Below are 24,149 nucleotides of genomic sequence, written 5' to 3'. Positions count from 1 at the left end.
GCCGCCGCTCAGTCGTCCCAGTGGGCCGCCGCGAGGACCGCCGCCGCCGCGCCCGTTCCCAGTACCGCACCCGCCACGACGTCGCCCGGATAGTGGACGCCGGTGTGGATCCTGGAGTAGCCCACCGCGCAGGCCAGCAGGCCGAGCGGGACCGTGGCGGCCGGGAACGCGGGTCCCACGGCCGCGGCGAAGGCGACCGCCGACGCGGTGTGGCCCGAGGGGAAGGAGGCGGACGCCGGCATGGGTACGTGCCGTCCGGGGAACGGCGAGTCCTCGGCGCGGTGCGGGCGGGGACGGCGGACGAGCCGCTTGCCGAGCAGGTTGGCGGTGGTCGAGGCGACGCCGATCGCGGCGAGGCCCAGGGCGGCGGCGCGGCGCGGCCGGCCGGGGCAGAGCGCCAGCACCCCGGCGACGGCGAACGAGATCTTCGAGTGGTCCGCCGCCGCGGACAGCCGCCGCAGGGCGGAGTCCAGCGCGGGTGTCTTCGTGACCGTCACGGCCTCGTAGAGCGCCTGGTCGAGGGTGGCGAGATCACGCATCAGCCCCTGCTGCGCGCGGTGGTCCGACGACGGGCGGTCAAGCATCGCTCTGCTCCTGGTTCTTGTGGGACGAGAGGGGGCTGCGGCCGAGCGCCAGGCGGACCACGCGCCGCCAGTCGACGGACGGCGCGACGTACGGGGCGCCGGGACGGTGCCGGGGCACGCGCACGCGCAGCGCCCCGGGACGCACCGTGCACACCACGGGCGGGGGCAGGGTGAGCGCCTCGCCGTCGACGGCCACCGCGATGAGCTCCTCGTCGGCCTCGACGACCACACGCCGCGATGTCAACGCCGTGATGCTGCTGGCCCGTTCGCCGCGCAGCGCGAGTTCGGCGGCCTGTGCCGCGCCCTCCACACGGACCGCGATCACCCCGAGGGTGCCGCCGTCGAGCCGCGGTCTGCGCCCGCCGCCGAGGGGGTCGGCCCGGACGTAGGGGTTGTTGCTCACCAGCAACGTCTGCGGGGCGTGGAGACGTTGCTGGTCCGTCTGCACCTCCAGGGTCGTGGCGGCGTCGCCGACGAGGAGGTCCGGCAGCTGGTCGAGCGCGGTGGCGGCTTTGGCGTCCCGGTACTCGGGGCTCTGCACGATCTCGGCGTACGTGCCGAAGGAGACCGTGTTGACGAAGGGCTGCCCGGCCACCTCGCCGAGGTCGACGCGGAGTTCCACACCGTCCGAGAGGGCGTCCAGGCCGCTCGCCGGATCCTCGCGGTCCAGGCCGAGGTCCATGGCGAAGTGGTTGCGGGTCCCGGCGGCCACGACGACGAAGGGCAGACCGTGCTCGGCCGCCACTCCCGCCACCAGGGCCTGCGTGCCGTCGCCGCTCGCCACTCCGAGCAGATCCGCGCCCTCGGCCACGGCCTGGCGGGCCAGAGCCACCGGGTCCGGGTCGGCGTCGAGGTCGAGCAGGATCACCCGGGCGCCCAGCGCTTCGGCCCGCTCCACCAGGTCGTACTTGCCGACCTTCCCGGCCCCGGACCGCGGGTTCATGATCAGGACCGGGCGGCGGGCCGCCTTGGCCGAGCGGGAGCGCATGCCGTGCGGTGTACGCAGGTGGCGCAGCGCGCTCCTGGCGCAGGCCAGCCCCGCCGCCCACAGGGCGAGTCCGGCCACCGCCCCGACCCACAGTCCGGACACGGCGTACAGGATCAGGACGCCGACGGGTGCGGCGAGCGCCAGCACGGCGCCGAACAGGCGTGCCGCTCCCCGGTGGGCGAGGGCCCACCAGATGCCCGCGCCCGCCAGGGCGAGACCGCCCAGGCCGAGAAGCAGGATCATCCACTGACCGGCGCCGGCCACCACGGCCGCGACGGCACCGGCGACACACAGCACGGCCAGCCGAGCCAGGGCTCGTGCCGACGTCTCGTCTCTGTCGGAGCCGTCCGGCCCCGCCTCGCTCGTCGTTCGGGTCGCGTTCATGATGCGTCGGGCGGTCCCCCGGGTCCGGTGGTCCGTGGGTGCACGGTGTCATCGGTCTCCCTGTGTGCTCGGGGTCCTGCCCTGGTTCTCCCTCCATGGTCGTCATGTCCGGCCGGCTCGGCATCCCGACGTCCGCCGCACCGCGGCCGCGTGAGCGGGTGGAGCGGTGTCTCGGGACCGGTGGGCCAACGATCTCATGGCGGGTCCGGCCGATCCGGCCCCAGGTCGGCCGGACCTGCCCGGGCCCGCGTCGCGAAGACGGTGCGCCAGGGGTTGACGGAGACGCGTGGGACGGCCACCTTCGATAGCACACGTATGGGAGCGCTCCCATCCACGCCTCGCCGTTCCTCTCCCGTCCCCCACCCCGCAGGAGGACCGCATGGCCACACCCGGTCGCTTGTCCAGAAGGACGTTCGTCACCGCCGCCGCGGCGGGTGCCGTCACCGCGCTCGCCCCGCCCTCTCGGGCATCCGGCACCCGGGCCCGCTTCCACACGGTCGGCCGGGTCGAGCGGGACACCGACGGATCGGTGCGGTACTCGTGGCCCGGCGTCTCCTTCGAGGGGCGGTTCCGCGGCACCGGCGTAGGGATCGACCTCGACGACCCCGACAACGACTACGACGTCCAGATCGACGGGACGACCTCCGCCACCCTGGTGACCCCGGGCCGGACGGTCGCCTGGATCGACGGCCTCCCCGACACCGAGCACCGTGTGCGGCTCGTCAAGCGCACCGAAAGCCCGTGGGCCGCGGCCCGGTTCGGCGGGTTCGTGGCCGCTCACGGAGGCGCGCTGCTGCCCGGACCGCGGGCGCGGAGCAGACAGATGGAGTTCATCGGCGACTCGTTCACCGCCGGCTACGGCAACACCTCGGACACCCGCGACTGTTCGGGCAACGGAGGGGTGAACCGGAACAGCAACGCCGACCTCGCCTTCGGCGCCCTCACCGCCCGCCGGCTGGGCGCCGACCACCAGATCAACGCGTTCTCCGGCCGGGGCATGGTCCGCAATTACGACGGCGGCAGCCCCGAATCCGACTTCCGTACCTACTACGACCGGGCGCTGCTGAACGTCGAGGGCGACGTGTGGCACAACCCCGGCACCTGGCGGCCTCAGGTCGTCGTGATCGGCCTGGGCATCAACGACTTCTCCACGCCGCTGCGCCCGGGCGAGCGCTGGGCGACGGAGGACGACCTGGTCGCCGCCTACGAAACCGCCTACCAGGGCTTCCTCGACAAGTTGCGCGCCCGGTACGGCCCGAAACCCTTCATCCTGGTCAGCGCCGCCCGCCTCTCCCGCACGACGGCGCTCACCGACGCCACCGTGCGGATCGTCAGGCAGCGCAACCGGCGGGGCGACGACCGGGTCCGCCACTGGTACTACGACGACCCCGCACTGGACTACCTCGGGTGCGACTGGCACCCCTCGCTCCACGACCACCGGATCATCTCCGGCCTGCTGGAGGACCGTCTCGCGGCCCTTCCGCTGCGCTGGTAGCCGGGCGGCGGGCCGAAGGAGCCGCCGCGGGGCATCAGCCGACCGGCGCGGTACGGATGGCGGCGATGTCGAACTGCAGCCGCACCTTGTCACTCACCATGGCGCCGCCTTCGGCCAGTTTGGTGCTGTACGTCAGCCCCCAATCGGTGCGGTTGATGGTGGTGGTGCCGTCGAAGCCGACCCTCTGGTAGCCGAAGGGGTCGGTGACCTGGCCGATGTAGGTGAGTTCCAGGACGACGGGGCGGGTGACGTCCTTGATGGTGAGGTCGCCGGACATGCGGTAGACCTCGGGGCCGGCGAGCTGTACGGCGGTGCTGGTGAAGCGCATACGGGGGTAGGCCCTGGAGTCCAGGAAGTCGCGGCCCACCAGATGGGCGTCCCGTTGTTCCACGCCCGTGTCGACGCTGCCGGTGTTCACGATGATCTCCGCCTGCGAGCGGGCCGGGTCGCGGCCGTCGAAGTACAGGCGGCTCTGGTAATCCGCGAAGGCCCCTCGGACCGTGGTCACCATGGCGTGCCGGACGGAGAAGCCGATCCTGCTGTGCGCGGGGTCGATGACCCATTCACCGGTCAGGGGTGCCAGCCCTGGATCCGGCAGAGTCGCGGCGGCGGCCGGTGACGCGGCGGCGGGCTGGGGGGCGGCAACGGACTCCGGGCGGCGGAGCGAGGTGCCACGGCTGAACAAATTCATGATTCACCTGAGTACTGCACATGAGTTGATGCCGCAAGCCTGCGTCCGGCTCCTGGGCTTTCCGGAGCCGCACCGCACAACCTGCGCACTTCCCGGTCATCTCCGGTGAACGAAAACTCCACACATTCACCATCCGGCTTCAAAGGAACAGCAGGAATGGGCCGACCGTAAGTCGGCCCACTCTTCCCTGACTTCTCGGACCAAACCCGTCGAATACCTCTACTCGACTCCCACGAGGGTCCGGACCTCGAAGTCCTCGAAGGTTTCGGGGGTTTCGGGCCGGCTCAGTACCGAGCCGAGCCAGCCGAGGAGGAAGCCGGCCGGGATGGAGACGATCCCGGGGTTCTGCAGCGGGAACCAGGCGAAGTCGGCGGCCGGGTAGAACGAGGACGGGGTGGAGGAGACGACGGGCGAGAAGACCACGAGCAGGACGGAGCTCAGGAGGCCGCCGCAGAGGCTGAGCAGGGCGCCCTGTGCGGTGAAGCGGCGCCAGAACAGCGTGTAGACGAGGGTCGGCAGGAGGGCGGACGCGGCGATGGCGAAGGCGAGGAAGGCCAGTGTGGCGGTGTTGGCGCCCCAGGAGACCAGGGCCAGCAGCATGCCGAGGATGCCGATGACGGCCGCTCCGAGCCGGGCCACGGCCAGTTCCTCCCGCTCCGTCGCCCTGCCCTTGCGGATCACCTCGCCGTAGAGGTCGTGGGCGAGGGAGGAGGCGGCGGCCAGGGTGAGGCCGGCCGCGACCGCGAGGAGCGTGACGAAGGCCAGGCAGGACAGCAGGGCCGTGAGGACTCCGCCGCCCAGGGACTGGGCCAGCAGGAGGACGGCCGCGTCTCCCTTGCGGTCGGTCTGCGCGATGGTGTCCCGGCCGACGATGGCGGTGGCGCCCAGGCCGAGGATGCCGGCGGCCAGACAGACGAAGCTGACCAGGCCCGTGGCCCACACCACGGAGGAGCGCAGGACGCTGCCCGACTTGGGGGCCAGGAGCCGCATCATGACGTGCGGGAGGGCGGCCAGGCCGAGCACGATGGCCAACTGCAGGCTGAAGAAGTCGAGTTTGCTGGTGGTGCTGGCGCCGTAGCGGAGTCCGGGTTCCAAGAACCGTGTTCCGGAGTCGCTGTTGTCCGCGGCGGCGGCGAGCAGGGCGTTGACGTTCCAGTCGAAGTGGTGGAGCACCATCACGGCGGTCACGGTGACCCCGGAGATCAGCATGACGGCCTTCACGATCTGGATGAACGTGGCTCCGGGCATGCCTCCGATGGCGGCGTACACGATGACGATGGTGCCGATGACGACGACGCACAGGGTGCGGGTGGCGGCGCTGGGCTCGCCGGTGAACTGGGTCAGCAGGGCGACGCTGCCGACGAGTTGGGCGACCAGGTAGAGGGTGGTGATGGCCAGGGTGCAGACCGCCAGGGCGAGTCGGACCGGGCGCCGCAGGCGCTTGAGGCGCAGCGCGACGGTGTCGCCCAGGGTGAAGTTCCCGGCGTTGCGCAGGGGTTCCGCGATCAGCAGCAGGACCATCATCCAGGCGACGGCGGTGCCGCACAGGTAGAGCAGGCCGTCGTACCCGGTCAGGGCGACCAGGCCGGTGCTGCCCAGGAGGGTGGCCGCGGACAGGTAGTCCCCGCACATCGCCAGCCCGTTGCGCAGCGGTGACATGGCGCGGTCGCCGAGGTAGAACTCGCTGATCTCGTCGCGTTGCGGAGCGGTGAGCAACGCGGTGAACAGGGTGACCACGACCACGGACAGGAAGAGCACGAGGGTCAGTTGGAGGCTGAAGCGGTCGACGACCGCGGCACCGGTCCTCACCACGGGCGGAACTCCTCCGCGCGGGGAGCCATGGGCCGCCGGGTCGCCGCCCGCTCCCGGGCCGCGGCCTCCTCCTGGTGGCGGGCGAGGCCGCGCAGACCGCGGGCGAGCGGCGTGATCCGGGTGCGCGTGTGGAGGAGATAGCGCCACACGATCACGGCCATCAGCACGAACTGCCCCAGGCCCAGGGCGAGTCCGATGGTGAGGTGACCGCTCACGCGGGTGTTCATGAGGCCGGGTACGAAGCCGGACAGCAGGACGTACGCCAGGAATCCGCCGACGGCGGCGGCCGTGGCCCTCGCCCCGAATCGGCGGTGGGCGCGGCGGAGCGACTGATAGGCGGGTTCGTGGAACACCGAGGGCGGGTCCGTCGGCCCGGGGTCCGTTCCGGGGTGGGGCGGCGGCCCGCTGAGCCGCGTGGAGTGCCGTGACACCATGCACCTTCTTCTTCGCTGCCGCACGCCGCGCAGCGGACTCGTTCGAGCGGTCGGCCATCCGCTCGTGGGCATGCGGGGGCATACCGGAGTTCGCGCACTGTGCGGAGTGTGTGGGGGGAATCGTGAATCCGATATTCGCGTGGCCGAATTTCCGGCGAGCGGTGGGGCCTTGTCCGGCGACCGGCCGATACGTCGGTGGGTGACGACGTGGCCGGGAGTGGGGATTGTTGCAGCGCCCCCGTTGAACTATCAACCGGGAGAGCGATTCGAATTACCCCGCTGACTCATTCGCACACTTCCGTGTGCGCACGCGGCACCGCTCGGCCTGCGAAAAGGAGCACACCTGGAACAGGTCTGAACCTACTCCCCGGTCAGGTTGTCTCAAATGCAGTGCACAACGTGGATGCAGGGTGAATCCGGCGCACCCCTGCGTTCCTCCCGACGGCGGGCGCCGGGAGGAACGCAGGGGTGCGAGGTACCTGAGGGGTGCGAGGGGAGCGGTCAGGTGCCGGTGGCCGCTGCCGCCGCCCGGCCGGCCGCACGGCCGGAGAAGAGGCAGCCGCCGAGGAAGGTGCCTTCCAGCGAGCGGTACCCGTGCGCCCCGCCACCGCCGAAGCCCGCGACCTCACCGGCCGCGTAGAGCCCGGAGATCGGGGTGCCCGCGGCGTTCAGGACACGGCCGGAGAGGTCGGTCTGGAGGCCGCCGAGGGTCTTGCGGGTGAGGATGTTGAGGCGTACGGCGATCAGCGGTCCGGCGGAGGTGTCCAGGATCTTGTGCGCCGAGGCGGTGCGGCTGAGCGTGTCCCCGGGGTAGGCCAGCGCGTTGCGGATGCCCATGACCTGGACGTCCTTGGTGTACGGGTTGTCGATCTCGCGGTCGCGGGCCTCGACCTGCCGCTTGAGGTCGGCGAGCTGGATCAGGTTCTTGCCGGTCAGCTTGTTCATGCCGGCGACGAGATCGCTCAGGTTCTCGGCGACGACGAAGTCCTCGCCCTTGTTCTTGAACCGCTCGATCGGCTCGGGGGTCTGCCAGATACGGGACAGGAGTTGCAGGATGTCCTTGTTGGTCAGGTCCGGGTTCTGCTCGGAGCCGGAGAGCGCGAACTCCTTCGCCATGATCTTCTGGGTGGTGACGAACCAGGAGTAGTCGTAGCCGGTGTCGGTGATCGACTTGAGGCTGTGGAGCGTGTCGTATCCCGGTATGTCGGGGGTATTGAAGCGTTTGCCGGTGGCGTCGAACCACATGGACGACGGGCCGGGCAGGATGCGGATGCCGTGGTCCGGCCAGATCGGGTCGTAGTTGCGCAGACCCTCGGTGTAGTGCCACATGCGGTCGGGGTTGACGATCCGGCCCCCCGCCTTCTGGGTGATCGCCAGCATGCGGCCGTCGACGTGCGCGGGCACACCGGTGATCATCTTCGCGGGCGGGGTGCCGAGCCGGGCCGGCCAGTTCTGGCGTACGAGGTCGTGGTTGGCACCGATGCCGCCGGAGGTCACGATCACGACCGGAGCGCGCAGTTCGAAGCTCCCGACGACCTTGCGGGAGCTGGACTTGCCGCGGGCGACGCTGCTCGGCTCCAGGACGGCTCCGCGGACGCCGGTGACGGCGCCGCCGGTGACCACCAGTTCGTCGACTCTGTGCCGGAACTTGAAGGTGACCTTGCTGTCGGCCACCCCGGCCCGGACCTTCTTCTCGAACGGCTCGACGATCGCCGGGCCGGTGCCCCAGGTGACGTGGAAGCGGGGCACCGAGTTGCCGTGGCCGTCCGCGAGCCCGCCGCCGCGCTCGGCCCAGCCCACGATGGGGAACCAGCGCACGCCCAGCCCGGACAGCCAGGACCGCTTCTCGCCCGCGGCGAAGTCCACGTACGCCTCGGCCCACTTGTGGCCCCAGTAGTCCTGACCGGTCGGGTCGCTGATGCCCCGGTCGAAGCCGGCCGTGCCCAGCCAGTCCTGCCACGCCAGTTCGTGGGAGTCCTTGATGCCCATCAGGCGCTGCTCGTCCGAGTCGACGAGGAACAGTCCGCCGAAGGACCAGAACGCCTGGCCTCCCAGGCTCGCCTCCGGCTCCTGGTCCAGCAGCAGCACCTTGCGGCCGGCCGCCACCAGCTCCGCGGTGGCGACGAGTCCGGCCAGGCCGTGGCCGACGACGATCGCGTCGGCGTCGTACGCCGCGCTCGCGCCGAAGACCGGCGTGGACTGCGCCGCGAGGGCGGCACCGGCCAGTACGCCACCCGCCACCGTGAGGGCCTGACGACGGCTGACGCCCGCGGAGGACGGGGCGTCCACGCCGGGGATGTGTCCGGGTTTCTGCATGGGGCTGCCTTCCCGAAAAAGTGCGGTGAATACGGGAGTTGCTCGACGGACTGCCGAGGCGGCAGCGCGTTACCGACGGTAGCAGTCACGTCGATCCCCGGGGAAGGTCAAGGAAAGCGCTCGCTGATCCCAAGAACCGACCAAGATCAGCTGATGACTTCACCGCGCCCCGGCCATGGTTCGGCAACGTGAGGGATCACCCCCGGAGTCGGACATACGTTCCTCTCCGTGAACTCTGAAGACACCCCCCTCAGACCCACCCGCGCACGGTTCCTCGCCGCCCGCCCGGCCCGGCGTGGCTTCCTGCGCGCCGGACTGACCGGGGCCGCGACCCTCGGAGCCGGCATCGCCCTGGGCACCACCCCCGCCTCGGCCACGACCGCCGCCACGAGCCGCCGCCCCGGCACCGCCGAGGAGGTGCTGCGAGAGCTGGCGGCCGGCAACCGACGCTGGCGCACCTACCGGGAGCGGCACCCGGACGAGGCCCCCGCGATCCGGCAGAGCCTGACGTCGGGTCAGCATCCCTTCGCCGTCGTGCTCGGCTGCGTCGACTCCCGGGTCCCGCCGGAACTCGTCTTCGACCAGGGCCTCGGTGATCTGCTCACCGTGCGCACCGCCGGGGAGGTCCTCGACGAGGCGGTGCTCGGCAGCGTCGCGTACGGCGTCCTCGAACTGCGGATACCGCTCGTCGTGGTGCTGGGTCATCAGTCCTGCGGTGCCGTGCGGGCGGCCGTCGAGGCGGACACCTCCGGCGCGGAGCTGCCCTCCCACATCCAGTACCTGGCCGACCGGATCGCACCGAACATCGACCGCGCCAAGGAGGGCGACGCCCGCGTCGACTCCACCATCGACGCCAACGTCCGGGCCGTCCGCAACCGCCTCGCCGCCGAGCCGGATCTCGCCGCGAAGGTGGCCGCCGGCCAACTCGCCATAGTCGGCGCCCGCTACGAACTGACCAGCCAGCTCGTCCACCCCCTCACCTGATCCCCCCACCCGTCGACGCGCGGACCACGCGGCCCGCGCGTCGGCGGCACCCGACGCCGCTCGGCTCCGGCTCGGCTTGACCTCGCCCCCGAAGCCGACGTGTCCGGCGCGGCGGAAGGCGTTCGCCATGGGCCTGTCGCCGAGATCCGTGCGGGCGCGGAGGCGGAGAACGCCCTGCTCGGCGAGGACGCGGGAGCCCTCACCGAACAGGACGCCGATCGGGCCGTGACTGCGATGGCCGGGCGATACGGCGACGTGGGCGGCGATCACGTGGCAGCCGGTGTGGGTCGGGACGGCCATCCCCACCGGCTCCCCGTCGGGACGGGCCGTGAGCCGCCAGCGGCCGCGTGGGCTGGTGCAGCGGCGAGTTCGTCCGTGCGGTGACGGGGGCCGCCTGCACCCTCGCCGTCCGGAAGTCGCCGTCGACACCGAGGCTGTCGAGGAGGACGTCGAGGACGAGAGGGCCGCCGTCCCCCGTCCGGCTCCGCCGCGGGAGTCCGACGCCCCCCCGCCCCGGGGCAGGTCGCCGGTCCCCTGTCGTGGGACAGCGCCGGACGGGCACCGCGCCGCCGTGCCCGTCCGGCGAAAACCCGTTGCGGGCCGGCGCCGCTCCCCCGGACCCTGACCCCATGTCGACTCTCCCGGACCCTGACCCCCCGTCGACCCGGCTGCGCCCTGCCACGTTCGCCGACGCGCCGCTCATCACCGGTCTGCTCAACGCCGTCGACGTGATCGAGATCGGCCGGGGCGAGACCGATCTGCACACGGTCGAGGCCGACCTCAAGCACCCGGACACCGACCTCGCACGCGACTCGTGGCTGGCCTTCGACGGACAGCGGCTGGTGGCGTACGGGCTGCTGTGGGACGAGTCGCAGGGCGAACGCATCGACGTGGACCACTATGTGCTGCCCGATCACCAGCCGTCCGGGGCGCGGATCCTGGACGCGCTGGAGGCCCGCGCCCTGGCCAGGGCGCGGGAGAACGGTGCCGAGCGGGCCGTGGTGCATCTGCAGCTCAACGTGGCGCCCACCCTCGACACGGAACTGCTGCGGGCGCGGGGATGGCGGGTCGTACGCCGGTATCACGTGCTGCGGCGCCGCCTCGGTCCGGCGCGGGACCTGCCGCCCGCGCCGCCCCCCGGCGTACGGGTGCGGTCCTGCGGCACCGAGGCGGACCGGGCGCGCGTCCACGAGCTGTACCAGGCCGGGTTCGCCGAGCACTTCGACTTCCAGCCGCGCCCCTACGACCAGTGGCTGCACGACGTCGACGCCGACACCCTCGACTGGTCGCTGGTGTGGCTCGTCGCCACCGACGACCTCGGGGACGTGGGGTTCCTGATCGCCCGGGACGACCGCGAGGCGATGGGCTGGATCCGCAGCATCGGCGTGTTGCGCGCGGCGCGGGGGCGAGGGTTGGGCGGGTTCCTGCTGCGGCACGCGTTCGCCGCGTTCGCCGCACGGGGGCGGGACTCGGTGGGACTCGGCGTGGACACCGCCAACGCCACCGGGGCACCCGAGTTGTACGCCCGGCACGGAATGGATGTGCACTACGCCGTGGACACCTGGGAGACCGTCCTGACGTGACCCCGGGCCGGGGCCGGGATGCGGACGGCCCACGCCCGGTTCGCCCGAGTGAGCCTCTGGAGTGGTGGGATCCCGGCGCCTGACTGACGGTGGATCACGTCGAGGTCGGGTCACATCGGCTGACGAAGTGGCAGCTGTCCCGGCCGAGGCGGAAGGAATGCAGATGCGCTCTACACGCTTGCTCCTGGCCGCGGCCGGGGCCGCGGCCGTCGTCGGAATCTCCGCACCCGGTGCCTACTCGGCCGAGGACGACTGGGACGGCGACAAGTCTTCCTACAGTCGTGAAGACTCTTCATACAACAAGGAGCACGACAAGGACGACAGGCACGACACACCGCGCGGCGGCATGCACACCGGTGGCGGTGCGCTGACCGTCGCGGGCGACGACGAGTGGGGCACCACCCGCGACCCCAAGCACGATCCGGAGACCTACCGGAACGACGGCGACGGCGCGGACGCCTACAAGGACAAGGACGCGGACGACGGCGGCTACTCCAAGGGCGACCACGACAAGGGAGAGCACGGCAAGGGCGAGTACGACAAGCCCCGTGGCGGCATGCACACCGGAGGCGGCGCACTGGCCTCGCCGGGTGTGACCGCCGGCGGACTGGCCGTCCTCGCGGTCGCCGGCACCGGCCTGTACGCGGCGCGCCGCAACCGGTCCGCCGGGAACGTGGCCTGACCCGTGCCTGATGCGATAGCGGCCCGTGGCCGCCACTCGTGCGCCGGGTGGCGGCCCGGTCGGTGTCCCCCTGTTCCCATCCCTGTGCTGCCGTGCCCGAGTGAGGTGGTGTCCGATGGCAGCTCCTTCTTCCCCTTCCGGCGTCACCGAGCCGGCCCCTGCCGGGCCGAGGTCCCGGTCGACCGGGCTGGTGCTGTGTGCCGTGGCCGTTCTGCTGGTGACCCTGAGTCTGGCCGGCGGTGGTGACGAGTCGTCCGACAGCGCTCCCCCGCCCCGTGCCGCCCAGCCCGGTGCCTCGGCGGGCCCCGCCGGTCAGCGGGCGGGAAAGCGGCTGCCGCGCTCCAGGCCGCTGCGCCTGATCATCCCGGAGATCTCCGTCGACGCCCCCTTCACCGCCCTCGCCATCGGGCCCAAGGGGCAGCTCAAGCCGCCGCCCGCGGACGACGTCAACCTCGTCGGCTGGCACGCCGAGGGAGCGTCCCCCGGCGAGTCGGGTACGGCGATCATCGCCGGCCATGTCGACACGGCGACCTCACCGGCCGTCTTCGCCGACCTCGCGGAGCTGGACAAGGGCGACACCTTCCGTGTCACCCGGGCCGACCGGCGCACCGCGACCTTCGTGGTCGACAGCGTCGAGACGTTCGACAAGAAGGACTTCCCCGACCGCCGGGTGTACGGCGACACCCCGCGGGCCCAGGTCCGGCTCATCACCTGTGCGGGTGACTACGACCGCACGGTCCGGGACTACACGGAGAACCTCGTGGTCTTCGCCCACCTGGCCTGACCTGCGGCGCGGCGCGTCGGCCGGCTCCCGCACACCCTGACATGTGTCAGGTACCGGCCCGCGCCGCGCGCCTTCTAGGGTCGCCAGGCGGGTCGCGGACGGGGGAAGCCGGTCGGCGACCGTTCGTCATGACGTCGCCGACACAGGGAGAGGGCTCATGAGCCGTCGATCCATCACCACACTGCTGGCCGCCGGAGGTGCCGCCGCCGTCCTGGCGCTGACCCCGGTCTCCGCACAGGCCGCCCAGTTCCAGGGCGGGAACTACGGGGCCTACGGCATGGAGGGCCAGTACCCGACCATCTCCAGCTGCGCCGGCACCTTCGCGCAGGTCGGCGCCACCAAGTACGCCTCGGGGATGGCCCTGAAGTACTTCTACTCCAGCAAGTGCGGATCCTTCGCACGGATCGAGAACTCCCGGACCAACTGTGCCGCCGTCCTCGAACGGTCCAACAACGGCGCCGGGCGCTCCGACGGATGGGTCTCCGAGACCGTCGACTCGGGCATCTCCTACGCCTTCTCGATGATCGGCAACAACCTCAACGGCCGGGTCTCCCGCGCCCTGCTCACGTGCGACGGCCATGTCCTCGCCGAAACCGGCTGGTACTGACGCCTGACGGCGGTCCGCTTGTCACGCCGGGACGAACCGGCGTGACGACGCACTCACCTCAGGCAAACGCGCCGCCGATCCGCCCGGTCCGCCCCCTGGTCGCTGCCATTCTCGAAGGCGACTTCGGAGGTGGCTGTGACGACAGAGGTGACGACACCCCAGGCGACGGAGGCGGCGTGCTCACCCGGCCCGGACCCCCACCCGGACCCCCACCCGGCCCCTGACCTGGACCCGGATCCCGGTCCGGAACCGGGTGCGGACACCGGCCCGGACCGCACGATCGACCGTGTCGCCGAGCTGGAACGGCTTCGGGCACGGGCGACGGCCCCGGGCGGCCCCAGAAGACGCGGGGAGTTCGGGGCCCGGGAACGCATCGACCGCCTGCTGGACCCGGACTCCTTCACCGAGACCGGCCAGTTCGTCCGGGCCCGCCCGACCGTGGGCGCGGGCTCCCGCCCCCACGGCGACGGGGTCGTCACCGGCCACGGCACGATCGACGGCCGCCCGGTGTGTGTCTTCGCCCAGGACTCCACCGTCTTCGGCGGCAGCATGGGCGAGGCCTTCGGGGAGAAGACCGTCGCCCTGATGGACCTCGCCCTGAAGACCGGCTGTCCGGTGGTCGGGCTGAACGACTCGGGCGGCGCCCGCATCCAGGAGGGCGTCGCCTCCCTCGCTCTCTACGCCGAGCTGGTGCGCCGCAACGTGCAGGCGTCCGGGGTGATCCCGCAGATCTCGGTCGTGCTGGGACCCTGTGCGGGCGGCGCCGCGTACTCCCCGGCGATCACCGACTTCACCGTGATGGTGGACGGCGCCTCCCACATGTTCGTCACCGGGCCCGATGTCATCGAGGCGGTCACCGGCGAGCGCACCACCGCCGAGGAGCTGGGCGGCGCGCGGGCCAGCAACACCGTCAACGGCAACGCGCACTTCCTGGCCGCCGACGAGGACGACGCCCTGGACGCCGTACGCCAGTTGTTGTCGTACCTGCCCGCCAACAACCTGGAACGCCCGCCGGACTACGCGCCCGGGGCCGCGTCCGCCGGGGACGGGCTCGACACGGTGGTCCCGGACCGGCTCGGGCAGGTCTACGACATGCGGGACATCCTGCGGGCCGTCGTCGACGACGGTGAACTCCTCGACGTGCAGGAGCTGTTCGCACCGAACATCATCTGCGCCCTGGCCCGGGTCGAGGGTCACTCGGTCGGGGTCGTCGCCAACCAGCCGCTGCACTCGGCCGGTGTGCTCGACATCGACGCCTCCGAGAAGGCCGCCCGCTTCGTGCGGTGCTGCGACGCGTTCGGCATCCCCCTGCTGACCTTCGCCGACGTGCCGGGCTATCTGTCCGGGGTCCGGCAGGAGCGCGGCGGGATCATCCGGCGGGGCGCCAAGCTGTTGTACGCCTATGCCGAGGCGACCGTCCCCAAGGTGACCGTCGTGGTGCGCAAGGCGTACGGGGGCGGGTACGCCGTGATGGGTTCCAAGCATCTGGGCGCCGACGTCAACCTCGCCTGGCCGACCGCCCGGATCGCCGTCATGGGCGCCGAGGGGGCCGTCGAAGTGCTGCACCGGCGTGAACTCGCCGCCGCGGACGACCCCGAGGCCCTGCGGGCGAAGCTCGTCGCCGCCTACGAGATCACGCACGGCACCCCGTACCAGGCCGCGGAACGCGGGTACGTCGACGCGGTCATCGCCCCGCGCGAGACCCGCGACCAGATCTGCCGCGCGCTGCGTGCCCTGCGGGGCAAGCGGGCTCCGATGCCGCAGCGGCGGCACGGCAACATCCCGCTCTGAGACCGGCCCCGCCCGCCCGTTCCCGCTTGCCACGCCTGAGCCCCGCAAGCCGCTTCCGCGACGTGAGGAGCCACTCCCCTGATGGACAGCCGCCGCCCGATCACACCCCCGTGCCGGACCCTGCCGGAGTATCTGCGGCACTGGGCCGAAGTCGCCCCCGACCGCCGCGCGTTCACCTTCGTCGATCATCCCGCCCCGCAGTCGCGGGGCGTGCACCGCACCCTGACCTGGCGCCGCCTGGACCTGCGGGTACGGGCGCTCGCCGCCCGGCTCGCCGAGGAGGCCCGACCCGGGGACAGAGTCGCCCTGTTGTGCCCGCAGGGCGTCGAGTACGTCACCGGTTTCCTGGCCGCGCTGACCGCCGGGATGGTCGCCGTACCGCTGTATCCGCCCGGTCTGCCGGGGCATGCCGGGCGGCTCGCGGGCGTCCTGGCCGACGCGGATCCCGCGGTCGTCGTGACCACCGCCCGCGAACTCGATGCCGTACGCGACTTCTGCGCGGGTCGGTCCGTGCCCGTCGTCGCCGCGGACCAGGTCGCCGACGCCGCCGCCGGGCACGCGCGGCCGGTGGCCGTCGACGAGGACGCGGTCGCCTATCTGCAGTACACCTCCGGGTCGACGCGGGCCCCGGCCGGCGTCGAGATCACGCACGGCAATGTCGTCGCCAACGCCCGGCAGGCACTGTCCGCCTACGGTGCCGACGCACACCCGGTGACCTGTGTCGGCTGGCTGCCGCTCTACCACGACATGGGGCTGGTCCTCAGTGTGGCCGCGCCCGTGACCCGGGGGCTGCTGTCGGTGCTGATGGACCCGGCGGCCTTCGTCCACCAGCCGGTGCGCTGGCTGCGGCTGCTCGCCGCGCACCCGCGGACGCTCAGCGCCGCGCCCAACTTCGCCTACGACTACTGTGCCTCCGCCGTCACGGCCGAACAGAAGGCCGACCTGCGGCTCGACGGGGTCGCCGCGCTGATCAACGGGAGCGAGCCGGTGCGCCCGGGCACCGCCGACCGGTTCCACGCCGCCTTCGCGGACCAGGGACTCGCACCGGACCGGCACTGTCCCTCCTACGGGCTGGCCGAGGCCACGGTGTTCGTGAGCGCGGCCCGGCCCGGTCATGAGCTGCGGCGGTTCGCCCTCGACCGGGACGCGCTCGCCGCCGGGAAGGCACTGCCCGCACGGCCGGACGATCCCCGCGCCGTCCTGCTGGCGGGCTGCGGCACGCCCGCCGGTCAGCGGGTGCGGATCGCCGACCCCGCGACGGGGACCGTCCTGTCGGAGGGCGAGGTGGGCGAGATCCGGGTGCAGGGGCCCAACGTCGGCCGTGGCTACCGGAACCGGGAAGCCGAGACCCGGGACGTCTTCGGCGGTGAGCTGGCCGACACCGGGGCCCCCGCGGGCGGGTGGCTGCGCACCGGCGACCTGGGGACCGTGCTGGAGGGGCAGTTGGTGGTCACCGGGCGGCTGAAGGACCTCATCGTCGTCGACGGGCGCAATCACTACCCGCAGGACGTGGAGGCCACCGCCCAGGAGGCGCATCCCGTGGTGCGCCGCGACCGGCTCGCCGCGTTCTCCGTACCCGGGCGGGAGGGTGAGCGGGTCGTGGTCGTGGCCGAGCACACGCGCGGCGCGAACCTCGACACGATCGACGTACCGGACCTGGTGCGCGCGGTGCGCGCGGCCGTCTCCGTACGGCACGGGGTGCGGCCGGCGGACGTGGTGCTGGTGGCGCCGGGGACGGTTCCGCGCACGTCGAGCGGCAAGGTGTCACGGGCGCTGACCAGGACGCGCTACCTGGAGGGTGCCTACGGGCGGCCCGCCATGGCGGTCAGGGGAGCGGTGTCCGAGGGAGCGGCATGACGGCCGTCGACGCGGCCGTGCTGCGCCGGCTGATCGCCGAGCGGGTCGCCGTCTGGAACGAGACACCCGGCGAAGACGTCCCGATGGACCGGCCGCTCGCGGACCTCGGCATGTCCTCACGGGACGCGGTCGCGCTGGCCGGTGAGCTCTCACAGCTGCTGGGGCGCGAACTGCCCGCCACCCTGCTGTGGGAGACGCCGACCGGCGAGGCCCTGGTCGCCCGGCTGTGCCGCGGGGCGCAGGAGAGCGCCCCGCACCCGGCGGCTCGCGAGGCGGCGCCCGGCGAGCCCGTCGCGGTGGTCGGGGTCGGCTGCCGGCTGCCCGGCGGGGTGCACGGGCCGCAGGAGTACTGGCGGCTGCTGTGCGACGGCGTCGACGCGATCCGGCGGGTCCCCGAGGACCGCTGGCGCGACTTCACCGCCTACCCGCCCGCCGACGCACCCGCCCATGGCGGCTACCTCGACGACATCGCCGGGTTCGACGCGGACTTCTTCCACATCACCCCGCGCGAGGCCGCGGTGATCGACCCCCAGCAGCGCATCCTCCTGGAGGTCGTCCACGAGACCCTCGCCCACGCCGCCGTCCCGGCCGCGTCCCTGGCGGGCACCGCCACCGGTGTCTTCGTCGGCGTCTCCGCGCCGGAGTACGGGCAGCTCACCGGGGCCGACCCGGACGCCGTCGACCCGTGGGCGCCGGCCGGTGCGGCCCTGAGCGTGGCCGCGGGACGGCTGGCGTACGTCCTGGACACCCACGGGCCGAGCGTGGCCGTGGACACGGCCTGTTCCTCCTCCCTGGTCGCCGTGCACCAGGCCTGTGTCAGCCTGCGCACGGGCGAGAGCGACACCGCGATCGCCGCCGGGGTCAACCTGCTGCTCTCCCCCACCGTCGGGGTCGCCTTCGGACGGGCGGGGGCGCTGGCACCGGACGGGCGGTGCAAGCCGTTCTCGGCGGCGGCCGACGGGATCGGCCGCGGTGAGGGCTGCGCGGCCGTGCTGCTCAAGCGACTGTCCGACGCCGAACGCGACGGGGACCGGGTGCTGGCGGTGATCCGGGGCACCGCCGTCAACTCCGACGGCCGGTCGGGCGGCCTGATGGCACCCAACCCGGCCGCCCAACAGGCCGTGCTGCGCAGCGCGTACGCCCGGGCGGGGCTCGATCCGGCAGGTGTCGACTACGTCGAGGCGCACGGCACCGGCACACCCCTCGGCGACCCCATCGAGGCGGGCGCGCTGGCCGCCGTGCTCGGCGCCGGCCGGGACCCCGACCAGCCGCTGCTGCTCGGCTCCGTGAAGAGCAACCTCGGCCACCTGGAGTCGGCGGCCGGGATCGCCGGCCTGGTCAAGACGGTCCTCGCCCTCCACCACGACCGCGTTCCGTCCTCCCTGCACTGCGCGGACGGCGGCTCCCTGTCCGATGCCCGGCTGCGGGTGGTGACCGAGCCCGAGCCGTGGCCGCGCTACGGCGGGACGGCCACCGCCGGGGTCTCCGGGTTCGGGTTCAGCGGCACCAACGCCCATGCCGTACTGGAGGAATGGCGGCCGGACGCCCTGTTCCCCGACCCGGGCCAGGAGCCCGTGGCCCGCCTGTACGCGCTGTCCGACGTCGACGGCGAGCGTCTCGGCGACACCGCGGGCCGGGTCGCCGACTGGCTCCGCACCGGTGCGGGCGGCTCCGCCCGTCTCCTGGACGTGGCGCGCACGCTCGCCGGACGCACCGGTCGCGGGCCCGTGCGCGCCGCCGCGGTCGCCGGTGACCGGGCCGAACTCGCCGACGCCCTGGGCGCGTTGGCGGCGGGGCGTGCCGATGCCCGGGTCGTCACGGGCGAGGGCTCCCTCGCCGGGCACGGTCCGGTGTGGGTGTTCTCCGGATACGGCAGCCAGTGGGCCGGCATGGGCCGGCGGCTGCTGGAGGAGGAGCCCGCGTTCGCGGCCGCCGTGGAGAAACTCGATCCCCAACTGGCCGCGGAGTGCGGGCTGTCGCTGTACGACCACCTGGCCTCCGGTGCCGACCTGGACCGTCTGGAGGTCGCCCAGCCCGTTCTGTTCGGCCTCCAGGTGGCACTGGCCGAGCTGTGGCGTTCCTACGGCGTCGAACCGGCCGCCGTGATCGGCCACTCGCTGGGCGAGGTGGCCGCCGCGGTGTGCGCGGGCGCCCTGGACGTGACGGACGGGGCGCGTGTGGTCGCCGTACGGGCCCGGCTGCTCAGCCGTCTGAGCGGTGGCTCGATGGCGGTCGTGGACGTCGAGGACGAGGAACTGGACGCGCTGCGCCGGGACCTGCCCGGCGTGCATGTCGCCGTGCACTCCTCGCCCCGCCAGAAGGTCGTCACCGGCGAGGAGGCCGAAGTGGCCTCTCTCGTGCGGCGGTTGGAGGAGCGGGGCCGGGTGGCGCGGGCCATGCGGGTGGTGGGCGCCGGGCATTCGCCGCAGGTGGACGTGCTGGTGCCGGAGTTGACCGAGGCGCTGGCCGGGGTGCGGGGGCGGCGGCCCCGGGTGCCGGTGTACTCCACCGTGCTGGACGACCCGCGCGGGGACTGCCTGTTCGACGCGGCGCACTGGGCCGCGAACCTGCGGCGGCCGGTGCGTCTGGACCGGGCGCTCGCGGCGGCCGCCGCCGACGGTCACACCGCCTTCGTCGAGATCTCCCCGCATCCGGTCCTGACCCGGGCCGTCGTCGACACCGTCCCCGACGCCCTCGCCGTGGGCACCCTGCGCCGCGACGCGGACGGCGCGGCCGGGTTCGTCCGGCAGCTCGGGGCCCTGTACGTCGCGGGGCTGGCCCTCCCCCGGCCCCGCGGCCGGGTCGTGGACGTCCCCGCCCCGCGCTGGCGGCACTCCCGCCACTGGTGGACGGACGGGAAGCAGCACCGCGCGAGCACCCCGACAGGGGCGCCCGCTCAGCCCGTTCGGTCCATTCAGTCCGTTCGGGCGGAGTCCGGCTCCGTGCTCGACCGGCTCACCCACCATGTCGCCGCCGTCACCGGGCACCCCACGGCCCGGATCACGCCGACCGCCGGATGGGCGGACCTCGGCCTGGACTCCCTGATGGCGGTCCGCATCCGCATGGCCGTGGAGCGCGAGTTCGGCATCGAGCTGCCGCTGCGCGACCTGCTCGGCACCGCCACCGTCGAGGAGGCCGCCGACCGGATCCGGCGGGCGGCCGACGAGGGCTCCCCGGTGCGGATGCTGCGCGAGACCGGGTCCGGGGCCCCGCTCTTCCTCGCGCACGCCGCCGGCGGATCCGCCGGCGTCTACCGGGCGCTCGCCGAACGGCTCGGGGACGACCGGCCGGTCTACGGGCTGGAGCGGGTGGCCGAGGCGCGTTCCGTGACGGAGAAGGCGAGCCGGTACGCGCGGGCCGTCGCCGCCGTCCACCCCGAGGGGCCCTGTCTGCTGGGCGGTTGGTCCTTCGGCGGGTTCCTCGCGCAGGAGACCGCCCGGCAGCTCACGGCCGCCGGACGGTCCGTGGAGCTGGTCGTCCTCATCGACTCCGTACGGCCGCTCCCCCAGCCCGGCCGCACTCCGGCCGACCGGATCCGCGCCCACCTGACGGGCTTCGCCCGGCACGTCCGCGAAACGTACGGTGCCCGGCTGGAGTTGCCGTACGACGAGCTCGTGGCGACGGACGACGACGGTGACCGGATCGACGCCGTGCTGCGGGCGCTGCGCGAGGCCGTCGAGGTGCCGGCGGCGGCGCTGGAGCATCAGCGTGCCTCCTATATCGACCTGCGGGCCGGCGAGGCGCACCGGCCCGGGGCCCACGACGGCCCGGTGGTGCTGTACCGGGCCGGCGAGCCCGCACCGCACACCGTGCGCGACCCGGCGTACGAACGGGACGACGAGGCGCTGGGCTGGGACGAGCTGTGCCCGCGCCTGGAGGTCGTACCGGTGTCCGGGCACCATCTGTCGCTGCTCGACCCGCCGCACGTCGACGAGATCGCCGCCCATCTGCGGCGGCGGCTCGGCGAGCGCTCCCATGCCGCCGGAGGGGCCGAGCAGACCCCCTGAACCGAGATCCGAGGAGCCGCCATGCCTGACCGCCCCATCGAACCGCCCCGCCGTACCGTCGCCAAGGCCGCCGCCGTCGCCGGTCTGGCCCTCCTGTTCGGAGCCGGGGCCACGACCGGGCGGGCACGGGCCGCGACCCGCCTCGGGCCGCGCACGCTGGACGTGACCGTGAACTCCGCCGCGCTCGGCCGCGGCGCGCCGGTGCGGCTGATCCTGCCGTCCGGGTTCCACACGCAGCCCCACCGGACGTACCCCGTGCTGTATCTGCTGCACGGCGCCCACGACGACTACACGTCGTGGACCCGGGAGACCGACATCGAGGCCTTCACCGAGGGCCGGGACCTGATCGTGGCGATGCCGGACGCCGGCCCCACCGGCATTCCCACGGCCTGGCGCGACGGGACCGACTACGAGACCTTCCAGCTGGAGGAGGTGCAGGCCCTGCTCCGCGGCACCTACCGGGCCTCCGGGGTGCGGGCCGTCGCCGGGGTCTCCACCGGCGGGTACGGGGCGTTCGCGCACGCGGCCCGGCATCCGGGGGTGTTCACCGCCGCCGCCTCCTACAGCGGGATCCTCGACACCACCGCGCCCGGCGTGCCGGCCATCATGAACGCCATCGTGGCCCGCGAGAACCTGCTGTTCTCCGCCCTCTGGGGCAGCCCGATCCTGAACCTCCTCACCTGGCGCGACTTCAACCCGCGCGCCCGCGCGGCGGGTCTGCGCGGCACCGCCCTGTACGTGTCCAACGGCAGCGGGCTGGTCGGCGGGAGCGGTGATCCGCTGCCCGAGGCGCTGGAGAGCGCGCTGTGGCCCTCCGCGCACAGCTTCACGAACACGCTCGCCCTCCTGGGCGTGCCGGTCACCACGCACTTCTACTCGGGAGGGGGACACAGCTGGGCTTACTGGAAGGGGGAGTTCGCCGCCTCGTGGCCGATGCTCGCCCGTGCGCTGGGTCTGCCCGAGTGATGTCGGAGCCGGCGGGGCACGGAACGGAGCGCAGGGACCGTCCGTCCAACACAGGACGTCCCACTCGCCTCTCGGGCAACAGCCCTCGGGTGAGCCGCTTCCGGGTGAAAGGAGTGTCCGCGATGGCTGCCCCCGTCCCGCACGGTGTGCCGACCGGACCCGAAGCCCCGCCGGTCCCCCCCGAGCTGGCCGAACTGCTGCGCTCCCAGCTCGAATCCGTCGCCGACGAGGTGGAGGAGGAGGTCCGCAGACAGGTTCCCGAGTACGCCCGGTCGACCGACCCGGACCACCGGCACAACCTCAGAGCCGGCGTGGTGCAGGCGCTGACGCTGTTCGTCGACCACATCGCCGACCCACGCGGCCGGGGCGAGACGATCGCGGCCACGTACTACGAACTCGGGCGCGGCGAGGCCCTGGAGGAGCGCAGCCTGGACGCGCTCCAGTCGGCGCTGCGGGTCGGCGGGCTGCACGCCTGGCGGCTGATGGGCCGTACCGCGGAACAGCTCGGGCTGGACTCGGCGGTCGTCGCGGCGCTGGGCGAACTCGCCTTCCGGACCGTCCACGAGGTCGCGGAGGCGGCCGCGGCCGGCTACGCGGAGGCCCGCTCGCACAGCACGGACGAGCTGGAACGGCGCCGCAGAAGACTGCTCGACCTGCTGCTGGGCGAGGGCCCGGTGGCACCGGAGGCCGTGCAGGATCTCGCGCACGCCGCGCGCTGGCCGGTCCCCCGGCAGGTCGCGGTCGTGGCTCTGGCGGCCGGGCCGGAGCAGCGGGAGGAGGACTGGCCGCTGGCCGCGGCCGGCGCGCTGGTGGACATGGCCTCGCGACCGCCGCGCATGCTGGTGCCCGACCCGGACGGGTCGGGCCGTTTCGGCAGCCGGGGGTTCGCCCTCGCGCTGCGCGGCCGGCCGGCCGCGATCGGCCCGACGGTCGAACTCACCGAGGGGGCACGGTCCTTGCGCTGGGCCACCCGGGCCCTTGGTCTGATGGGCCGCGGGATCCTCCCGCGGCAGGGCGTGGTGCGCTGTGCCGACCATCTCTCGACCCTGCTGCTGTACGACGACGAGCCGCTGCTCGCCCAGTTGCAGGGGCGGGTCCTGGGCCCGCTCGACGCCGTCTCGGTGGGACAGCGTCCCCGGCTCGCCGAGACCCTGCTCGCCTGGCTGCTGAGCGGCAGCAACGTCCCCGACGTCGCCGCCCGGCTCCACATCCACCCGCAGACCGTCCGCTACCGCCTCCGGCAGCTGGAGAAGCTCTTCGGGGACGCCCTGCACGATCCCGACCTGCGACTGGACCTCGTTCTCGCACTGCGGGCCGAGGCATTACGGGAACAGGGGGCGGTCGACCAGTGAATGCGTTCCGGAGCGCCGTACTCATTCGGGCGCAAAAATCCGCACCCCTTCCATAATCCTCTGCATAACACCCCGACCGGAAAGGCGAATACGTTCGGGACCGTCCTTTTCGCAGGCGCGTCACGCGCCCGGAAATCGGAGGATCCCCCATGCGTATCCGCTTGTGCCTCGCCGCTCTCTCCCTGGCCGGCGGGGCCGGACTGGCCACCCTCACGGCGCCGACGGCGTCGGCCGCGGCCTGCTCCGACCTCGATGTCGTCGCAGCCCGCGGCACGTTCGAACCCGGCACGCTCGGCCTGATAGTCGGCGACCCGGTGTATTCCGCACTCCAGAAGAAAATCACCGGGAAAAGCTTCACCAGTTACAAGGTGAACTATCCCGCCGACCTTTCCCCGACCTCCGCGGCGCAGGGAAACGCGGATCTGGTGAATCACGTCAGGAGCCAGGCCTCTTCGTGCCCGAACCAGCGTTTCATTCTGGTCGGCTATTCCCAGGGCGCGAACGTCGTCGACAACTCCATCGGTATCAGCAGCGCCGGTGCGGTGGTCGGCAGTCCCATCGTGGCCACCCTTCCCGCCACCCTCGCGCCGAAGGTGGCCGCCGTGCTGCTGTTCGGCAACCCCATCCGGGCCCTCGGCAAGAGCGTCACCGGGACCTACCAGAGCCGCACCATCGACTTCTGCGCGGCGGGCGACCCCGTCTGCGAGAACGGTGGCGGTGACGTGGGCGCGCACCTCGGCTACACCGCCAACGCCGACGCGGCGGCCACGTTCGCCGCCGGGAAGGTGTGAGCCGTAGGCACGCGTGCCTGAGCCGTAGGCATGCCGTTCCG

The 24,149-nt window shown here is 73.0% G+C and carries 18 protein-coding genes; 12 read left to right on the top strand and 6 right to left on the bottom strand.

What is annotated here, in order from left to right; genetic code table 11:
• Nucleotides 1–8: 8 nt before the first annotated feature.
• Both ACZ5VD_RS32630 and ACZ5VD_RS32625 read right to left on the bottom strand, forming a co-directional pair.
• Nucleotides 9–584 (bottom strand): phosphatase PAP2 family protein, encoded by a 576-nt coding sequence (locus tag ACZ5VD_RS32630; protein WP_468551525.1) that lies wholly within the window; start codon nucleotides 582–584, stop codon nucleotides 9–11.
• Nucleotides 577–1,956 carry a diacylglycerol/lipid kinase family protein gene (locus ACZ5VD_RS32625; RefSeq protein WP_468551524.1) on the bottom strand — a complete coding sequence of 460 codons (1,380 nt, stop codon included), beginning with the start codon at nucleotides 1,954–1,956 and terminating at the stop codon, nucleotides 577–579. The genes ACZ5VD_RS32630 and ACZ5VD_RS32625 overlap by 8 nt, the downstream gene beginning before the upstream one ends.
• A 379-nt stretch (nucleotides 1,957–2,335) precedes the next feature.
• On the opposite strand from ACZ5VD_RS32625, the gene ACZ5VD_RS32620 reads away from it, so the two are divergent.
• The gene (locus ACZ5VD_RS32620) at nucleotides 2,336–3,451 is read left to right on the top strand and encodes an SGNH/GDSL hydrolase family protein (RefSeq protein ID WP_468551523.1); all 1,116 of its coding nucleotides are present in this window, start codon (nucleotides 2,336–2,338) and stop codon (nucleotides 3,449–3,451) included.
• A gap of 34 nt (nucleotides 3,452–3,485) precedes the next feature.
• Here ACZ5VD_RS32620 and ACZ5VD_RS32615 read toward each other — a convergent pair whose 3' ends face one another.
• The 4 genes from ACZ5VD_RS32615 to ACZ5VD_RS32600 all read right to left on the bottom strand — a co-directional run bounded on the left by ACZ5VD_RS32615 (nucleotide 3,486) and on the right by ACZ5VD_RS32600 (nucleotide 8,704).
• Nucleotides 3,486–4,142, bottom strand: a complete 657-nt coding sequence (locus ACZ5VD_RS32615; RefSeq protein ID WP_468551522.1) for a YceI family protein — start codon at nucleotides 4,140–4,142, stop codon at nucleotides 3,486–3,488.
• A 219-nt stretch (nucleotides 4,143–4,361) separates the two neighbouring features.
• Nucleotides 4,362–5,954, bottom strand: coding sequence for a solute symporter family protein (locus ACZ5VD_RS32610; protein ID WP_468551521.1), 1,593 nt, complete (start codon nucleotides 5,952–5,954; stop codon nucleotides 4,362–4,364).
• Nucleotides 5,948–6,388, bottom strand: coding sequence for a DUF485 domain-containing protein (locus ACZ5VD_RS32605; RefSeq protein WP_468551520.1), 441 nt, complete (start codon nucleotides 6,386–6,388; stop codon nucleotides 5,948–5,950). The genes ACZ5VD_RS32610 and ACZ5VD_RS32605 overlap by 7 nt, the downstream gene beginning before the upstream one ends.
• Nucleotides 6,389–6,889: 501 nt before the next feature.
• On the bottom strand, nucleotides 6,890–8,704 hold the full coding sequence (locus ACZ5VD_RS32600; protein ID WP_468551519.1) for an FAD-binding dehydrogenase: 1,815 nt from the start codon (nucleotides 8,702–8,704) through the stop codon (nucleotides 6,890–6,892).
• A gap of 228 nt (nucleotides 8,705–8,932) precedes the next feature.
• On the opposite strand from ACZ5VD_RS32600, the gene ACZ5VD_RS32595 reads away from it, so the two are divergent.
• The 11 genes from ACZ5VD_RS32595 to ACZ5VD_RS32545 all read left to right on the top strand — a co-directional run bounded on the left by ACZ5VD_RS32595 (nucleotide 8,933) and on the right by ACZ5VD_RS32545 (nucleotide 24,108).
• Nucleotides 8,933–9,688 carry a carbonic anhydrase gene (locus tag ACZ5VD_RS32595; protein ID WP_468551518.1) on the top strand — a complete coding sequence of 252 codons (756 nt, stop codon included), beginning with the start codon at nucleotides 8,933–8,935 and terminating at the stop codon, nucleotides 9,686–9,688.
• A gap of 629 nt (nucleotides 9,689–10,317) precedes the next feature.
• Entirely contained in the window at nucleotides 10,318–11,271 is a 954-nt protein-coding gene (locus tag ACZ5VD_RS32590; protein ID WP_468551517.1) for a GNAT family N-acetyltransferase, read from the top strand.
• Nucleotides 11,272–11,434: 163 nt separating this feature from the next.
• Nucleotides 11,435–11,953, top strand: coding sequence for a hypothetical protein (locus ACZ5VD_RS32585; RefSeq protein ID WP_468551516.1), 519 nt, complete (start codon nucleotides 11,435–11,437; stop codon nucleotides 11,951–11,953).
• 115 nt (nucleotides 11,954–12,068) lie between these two features.
• Entirely contained in the window at nucleotides 12,069–12,737 is a 669-nt protein-coding gene (locus ACZ5VD_RS32580; RefSeq protein WP_468551515.1) for a class F sortase, read from the top strand.
• Nucleotides 12,738–12,894: 157 nt separating this feature from the next.
• Nucleotides 12,895–13,344, top strand: coding sequence for a hypothetical protein (locus tag ACZ5VD_RS32575; RefSeq protein ID WP_468551514.1), 450 nt, complete (start codon nucleotides 12,895–12,897; stop codon nucleotides 13,342–13,344).
• 279 nt (nucleotides 13,345–13,623) lie between these two features.
• Nucleotides 13,624–15,135 (top strand): acyl-CoA carboxylase subunit beta, encoded by a 1,512-nt coding sequence (locus ACZ5VD_RS32570; protein ID WP_468684273.1) that lies wholly within the window; start codon nucleotides 13,624–13,626, stop codon nucleotides 15,133–15,135.
• A gap of 81 nt (nucleotides 15,136–15,216) precedes the next feature.
• Nucleotides 15,217–16,992 carry a fatty acyl-AMP ligase gene (locus ACZ5VD_RS32565; RefSeq protein ID WP_468551513.1) on the top strand — a complete coding sequence of 592 codons (1,776 nt, stop codon included), beginning with the start codon at nucleotides 15,217–15,219 and terminating at the stop codon, nucleotides 16,990–16,992.
• Complete coding sequence (locus ACZ5VD_RS32560; RefSeq protein WP_468551512.1) at nucleotides 16,989–20,999, top strand: acyltransferase domain-containing protein; 4,011 nt, start codon at nucleotides 16,989–16,991, stop codon at nucleotides 20,997–20,999. Before ACZ5VD_RS32565 ends, ACZ5VD_RS32560 begins: the two co-directional genes overlap by 4 nt.
• A gap of 21 nt (nucleotides 21,000–21,020) precedes the next feature.
• Complete coding sequence (locus ACZ5VD_RS32555; RefSeq protein WP_468551511.1) at nucleotides 21,021–21,965, top strand: alpha/beta hydrolase; 945 nt, start codon at nucleotides 21,021–21,023, stop codon at nucleotides 21,963–21,965.
• Nucleotides 21,966–22,087: 122 nt separating this feature from the next.
• Nucleotides 22,088–23,317, top strand: coding sequence for a PucR family transcriptional regulator (locus ACZ5VD_RS32550; RefSeq protein ID WP_468551510.1), 1,230 nt, complete (start codon nucleotides 22,088–22,090; stop codon nucleotides 23,315–23,317).
• Between the two features lie 149 nt (nucleotides 23,318–23,466).
• Nucleotides 23,467–24,108 carry a cutinase family protein gene (locus ACZ5VD_RS32545; RefSeq protein ID WP_468551509.1) on the top strand — a complete coding sequence of 214 codons (642 nt, stop codon included), beginning with the start codon at nucleotides 23,467–23,469 and terminating at the stop codon, nucleotides 24,106–24,108.
• Nucleotides 24,109–24,149: the final 41 nt, after the last annotated feature.

It is taken from the genome of Streptomyces sp. NPDC032822 (genome assembly GCF_055578825.1).
Note: the sequence above shows the minus strand (reverse complement) of the source record. Positions and strands in the feature narration are given on the sequence as shown.

What these genes read in the sequence shown, in the direction of transcription:
- ACZ5VD_RS32615 (WP_468551522.1), bottom strand. Translation starts at nt 4,142, where the DNA reads ATGAATTTGTTCAGCCGTGGCACCTCGCTCCGCCGCCCGGAGTCCGTT.
- ACZ5VD_RS32625 (WP_468551524.1), bottom strand. Translation starts at nt 1,956, where the DNA reads ATGAACGCGACCCGAACGACGAGCGAGGCGGGGCCGGACGGCTCCGAC.
- ACZ5VD_RS32575 (WP_468551514.1), top strand. Translation starts at nt 12,895, where the DNA reads ATGAGCCGTCGATCCATCACCACACTGCTGGCCGCCGGAGGTGCCGCC.
- ACZ5VD_RS32555 (WP_468551511.1), top strand. Translation starts at nt 21,021, where the DNA reads ATGCCTGACCGCCCCATCGAACCGCCCCGCCGTACCGTCGCCAAGGCC.
- ACZ5VD_RS32630 (WP_468551525.1), bottom strand. Translation starts at nt 584, where the DNA reads ATGCTTGACCGCCCGTCGTCGGACCACCGCGCGCAGCAGGGGCTGATG.
- ACZ5VD_RS32580 (WP_468551515.1), top strand. Translation starts at nt 12,069, where the DNA reads ATGGCAGCTCCTTCTTCCCCTTCCGGCGTCACCGAGCCGGCCCCTGCC.
- ACZ5VD_RS32560 (WP_468551512.1), top strand. Translation starts at nt 16,989, where the DNA reads ATGACGGCCGTCGACGCGGCCGTGCTGCGCCGGCTGATCGCCGAGCGG.
- ACZ5VD_RS32550 (WP_468551510.1), top strand. Translation starts at nt 22,088, where the DNA reads ATGGCTGCCCCCGTCCCGCACGGTGTGCCGACCGGACCCGAAGCCCCG.
- ACZ5VD_RS32585 (WP_468551516.1), top strand. Translation starts at nt 11,435, where the DNA reads ATGCGCTCTACACGCTTGCTCCTGGCCGCGGCCGGGGCCGCGGCCGTC.
- ACZ5VD_RS32620 (WP_468551523.1), top strand. Translation starts at nt 2,336, where the DNA reads ATGGCCACACCCGGTCGCTTGTCCAGAAGGACGTTCGTCACCGCCGCC.
- ACZ5VD_RS32605 (WP_468551520.1), bottom strand. Translation starts at nt 6,388, where the DNA reads ATGGTGTCACGGCACTCCACGCGGCTCAGCGGGCCGCCGCCCCACCCC.
- ACZ5VD_RS32600 (WP_468551519.1), bottom strand. Translation starts at nt 8,704, where the DNA reads ATGCAGAAACCCGGACACATCCCCGGCGTGGACGCCCCGTCCTCCGCG.
- ACZ5VD_RS32565 (WP_468551513.1), top strand. Translation starts at nt 15,217, where the DNA reads ATGGACAGCCGCCGCCCGATCACACCCCCGTGCCGGACCCTGCCGGAG.
- ACZ5VD_RS32590 (WP_468551517.1), top strand. Translation starts at nt 10,318, where the DNA reads ATGTCGACTCTCCCGGACCCTGACCCCCCGTCGACCCGGCTGCGCCCT.
- ACZ5VD_RS32545 (WP_468551509.1), top strand. Translation starts at nt 23,467, where the DNA reads ATGCGTATCCGCTTGTGCCTCGCCGCTCTCTCCCTGGCCGGCGGGGCC.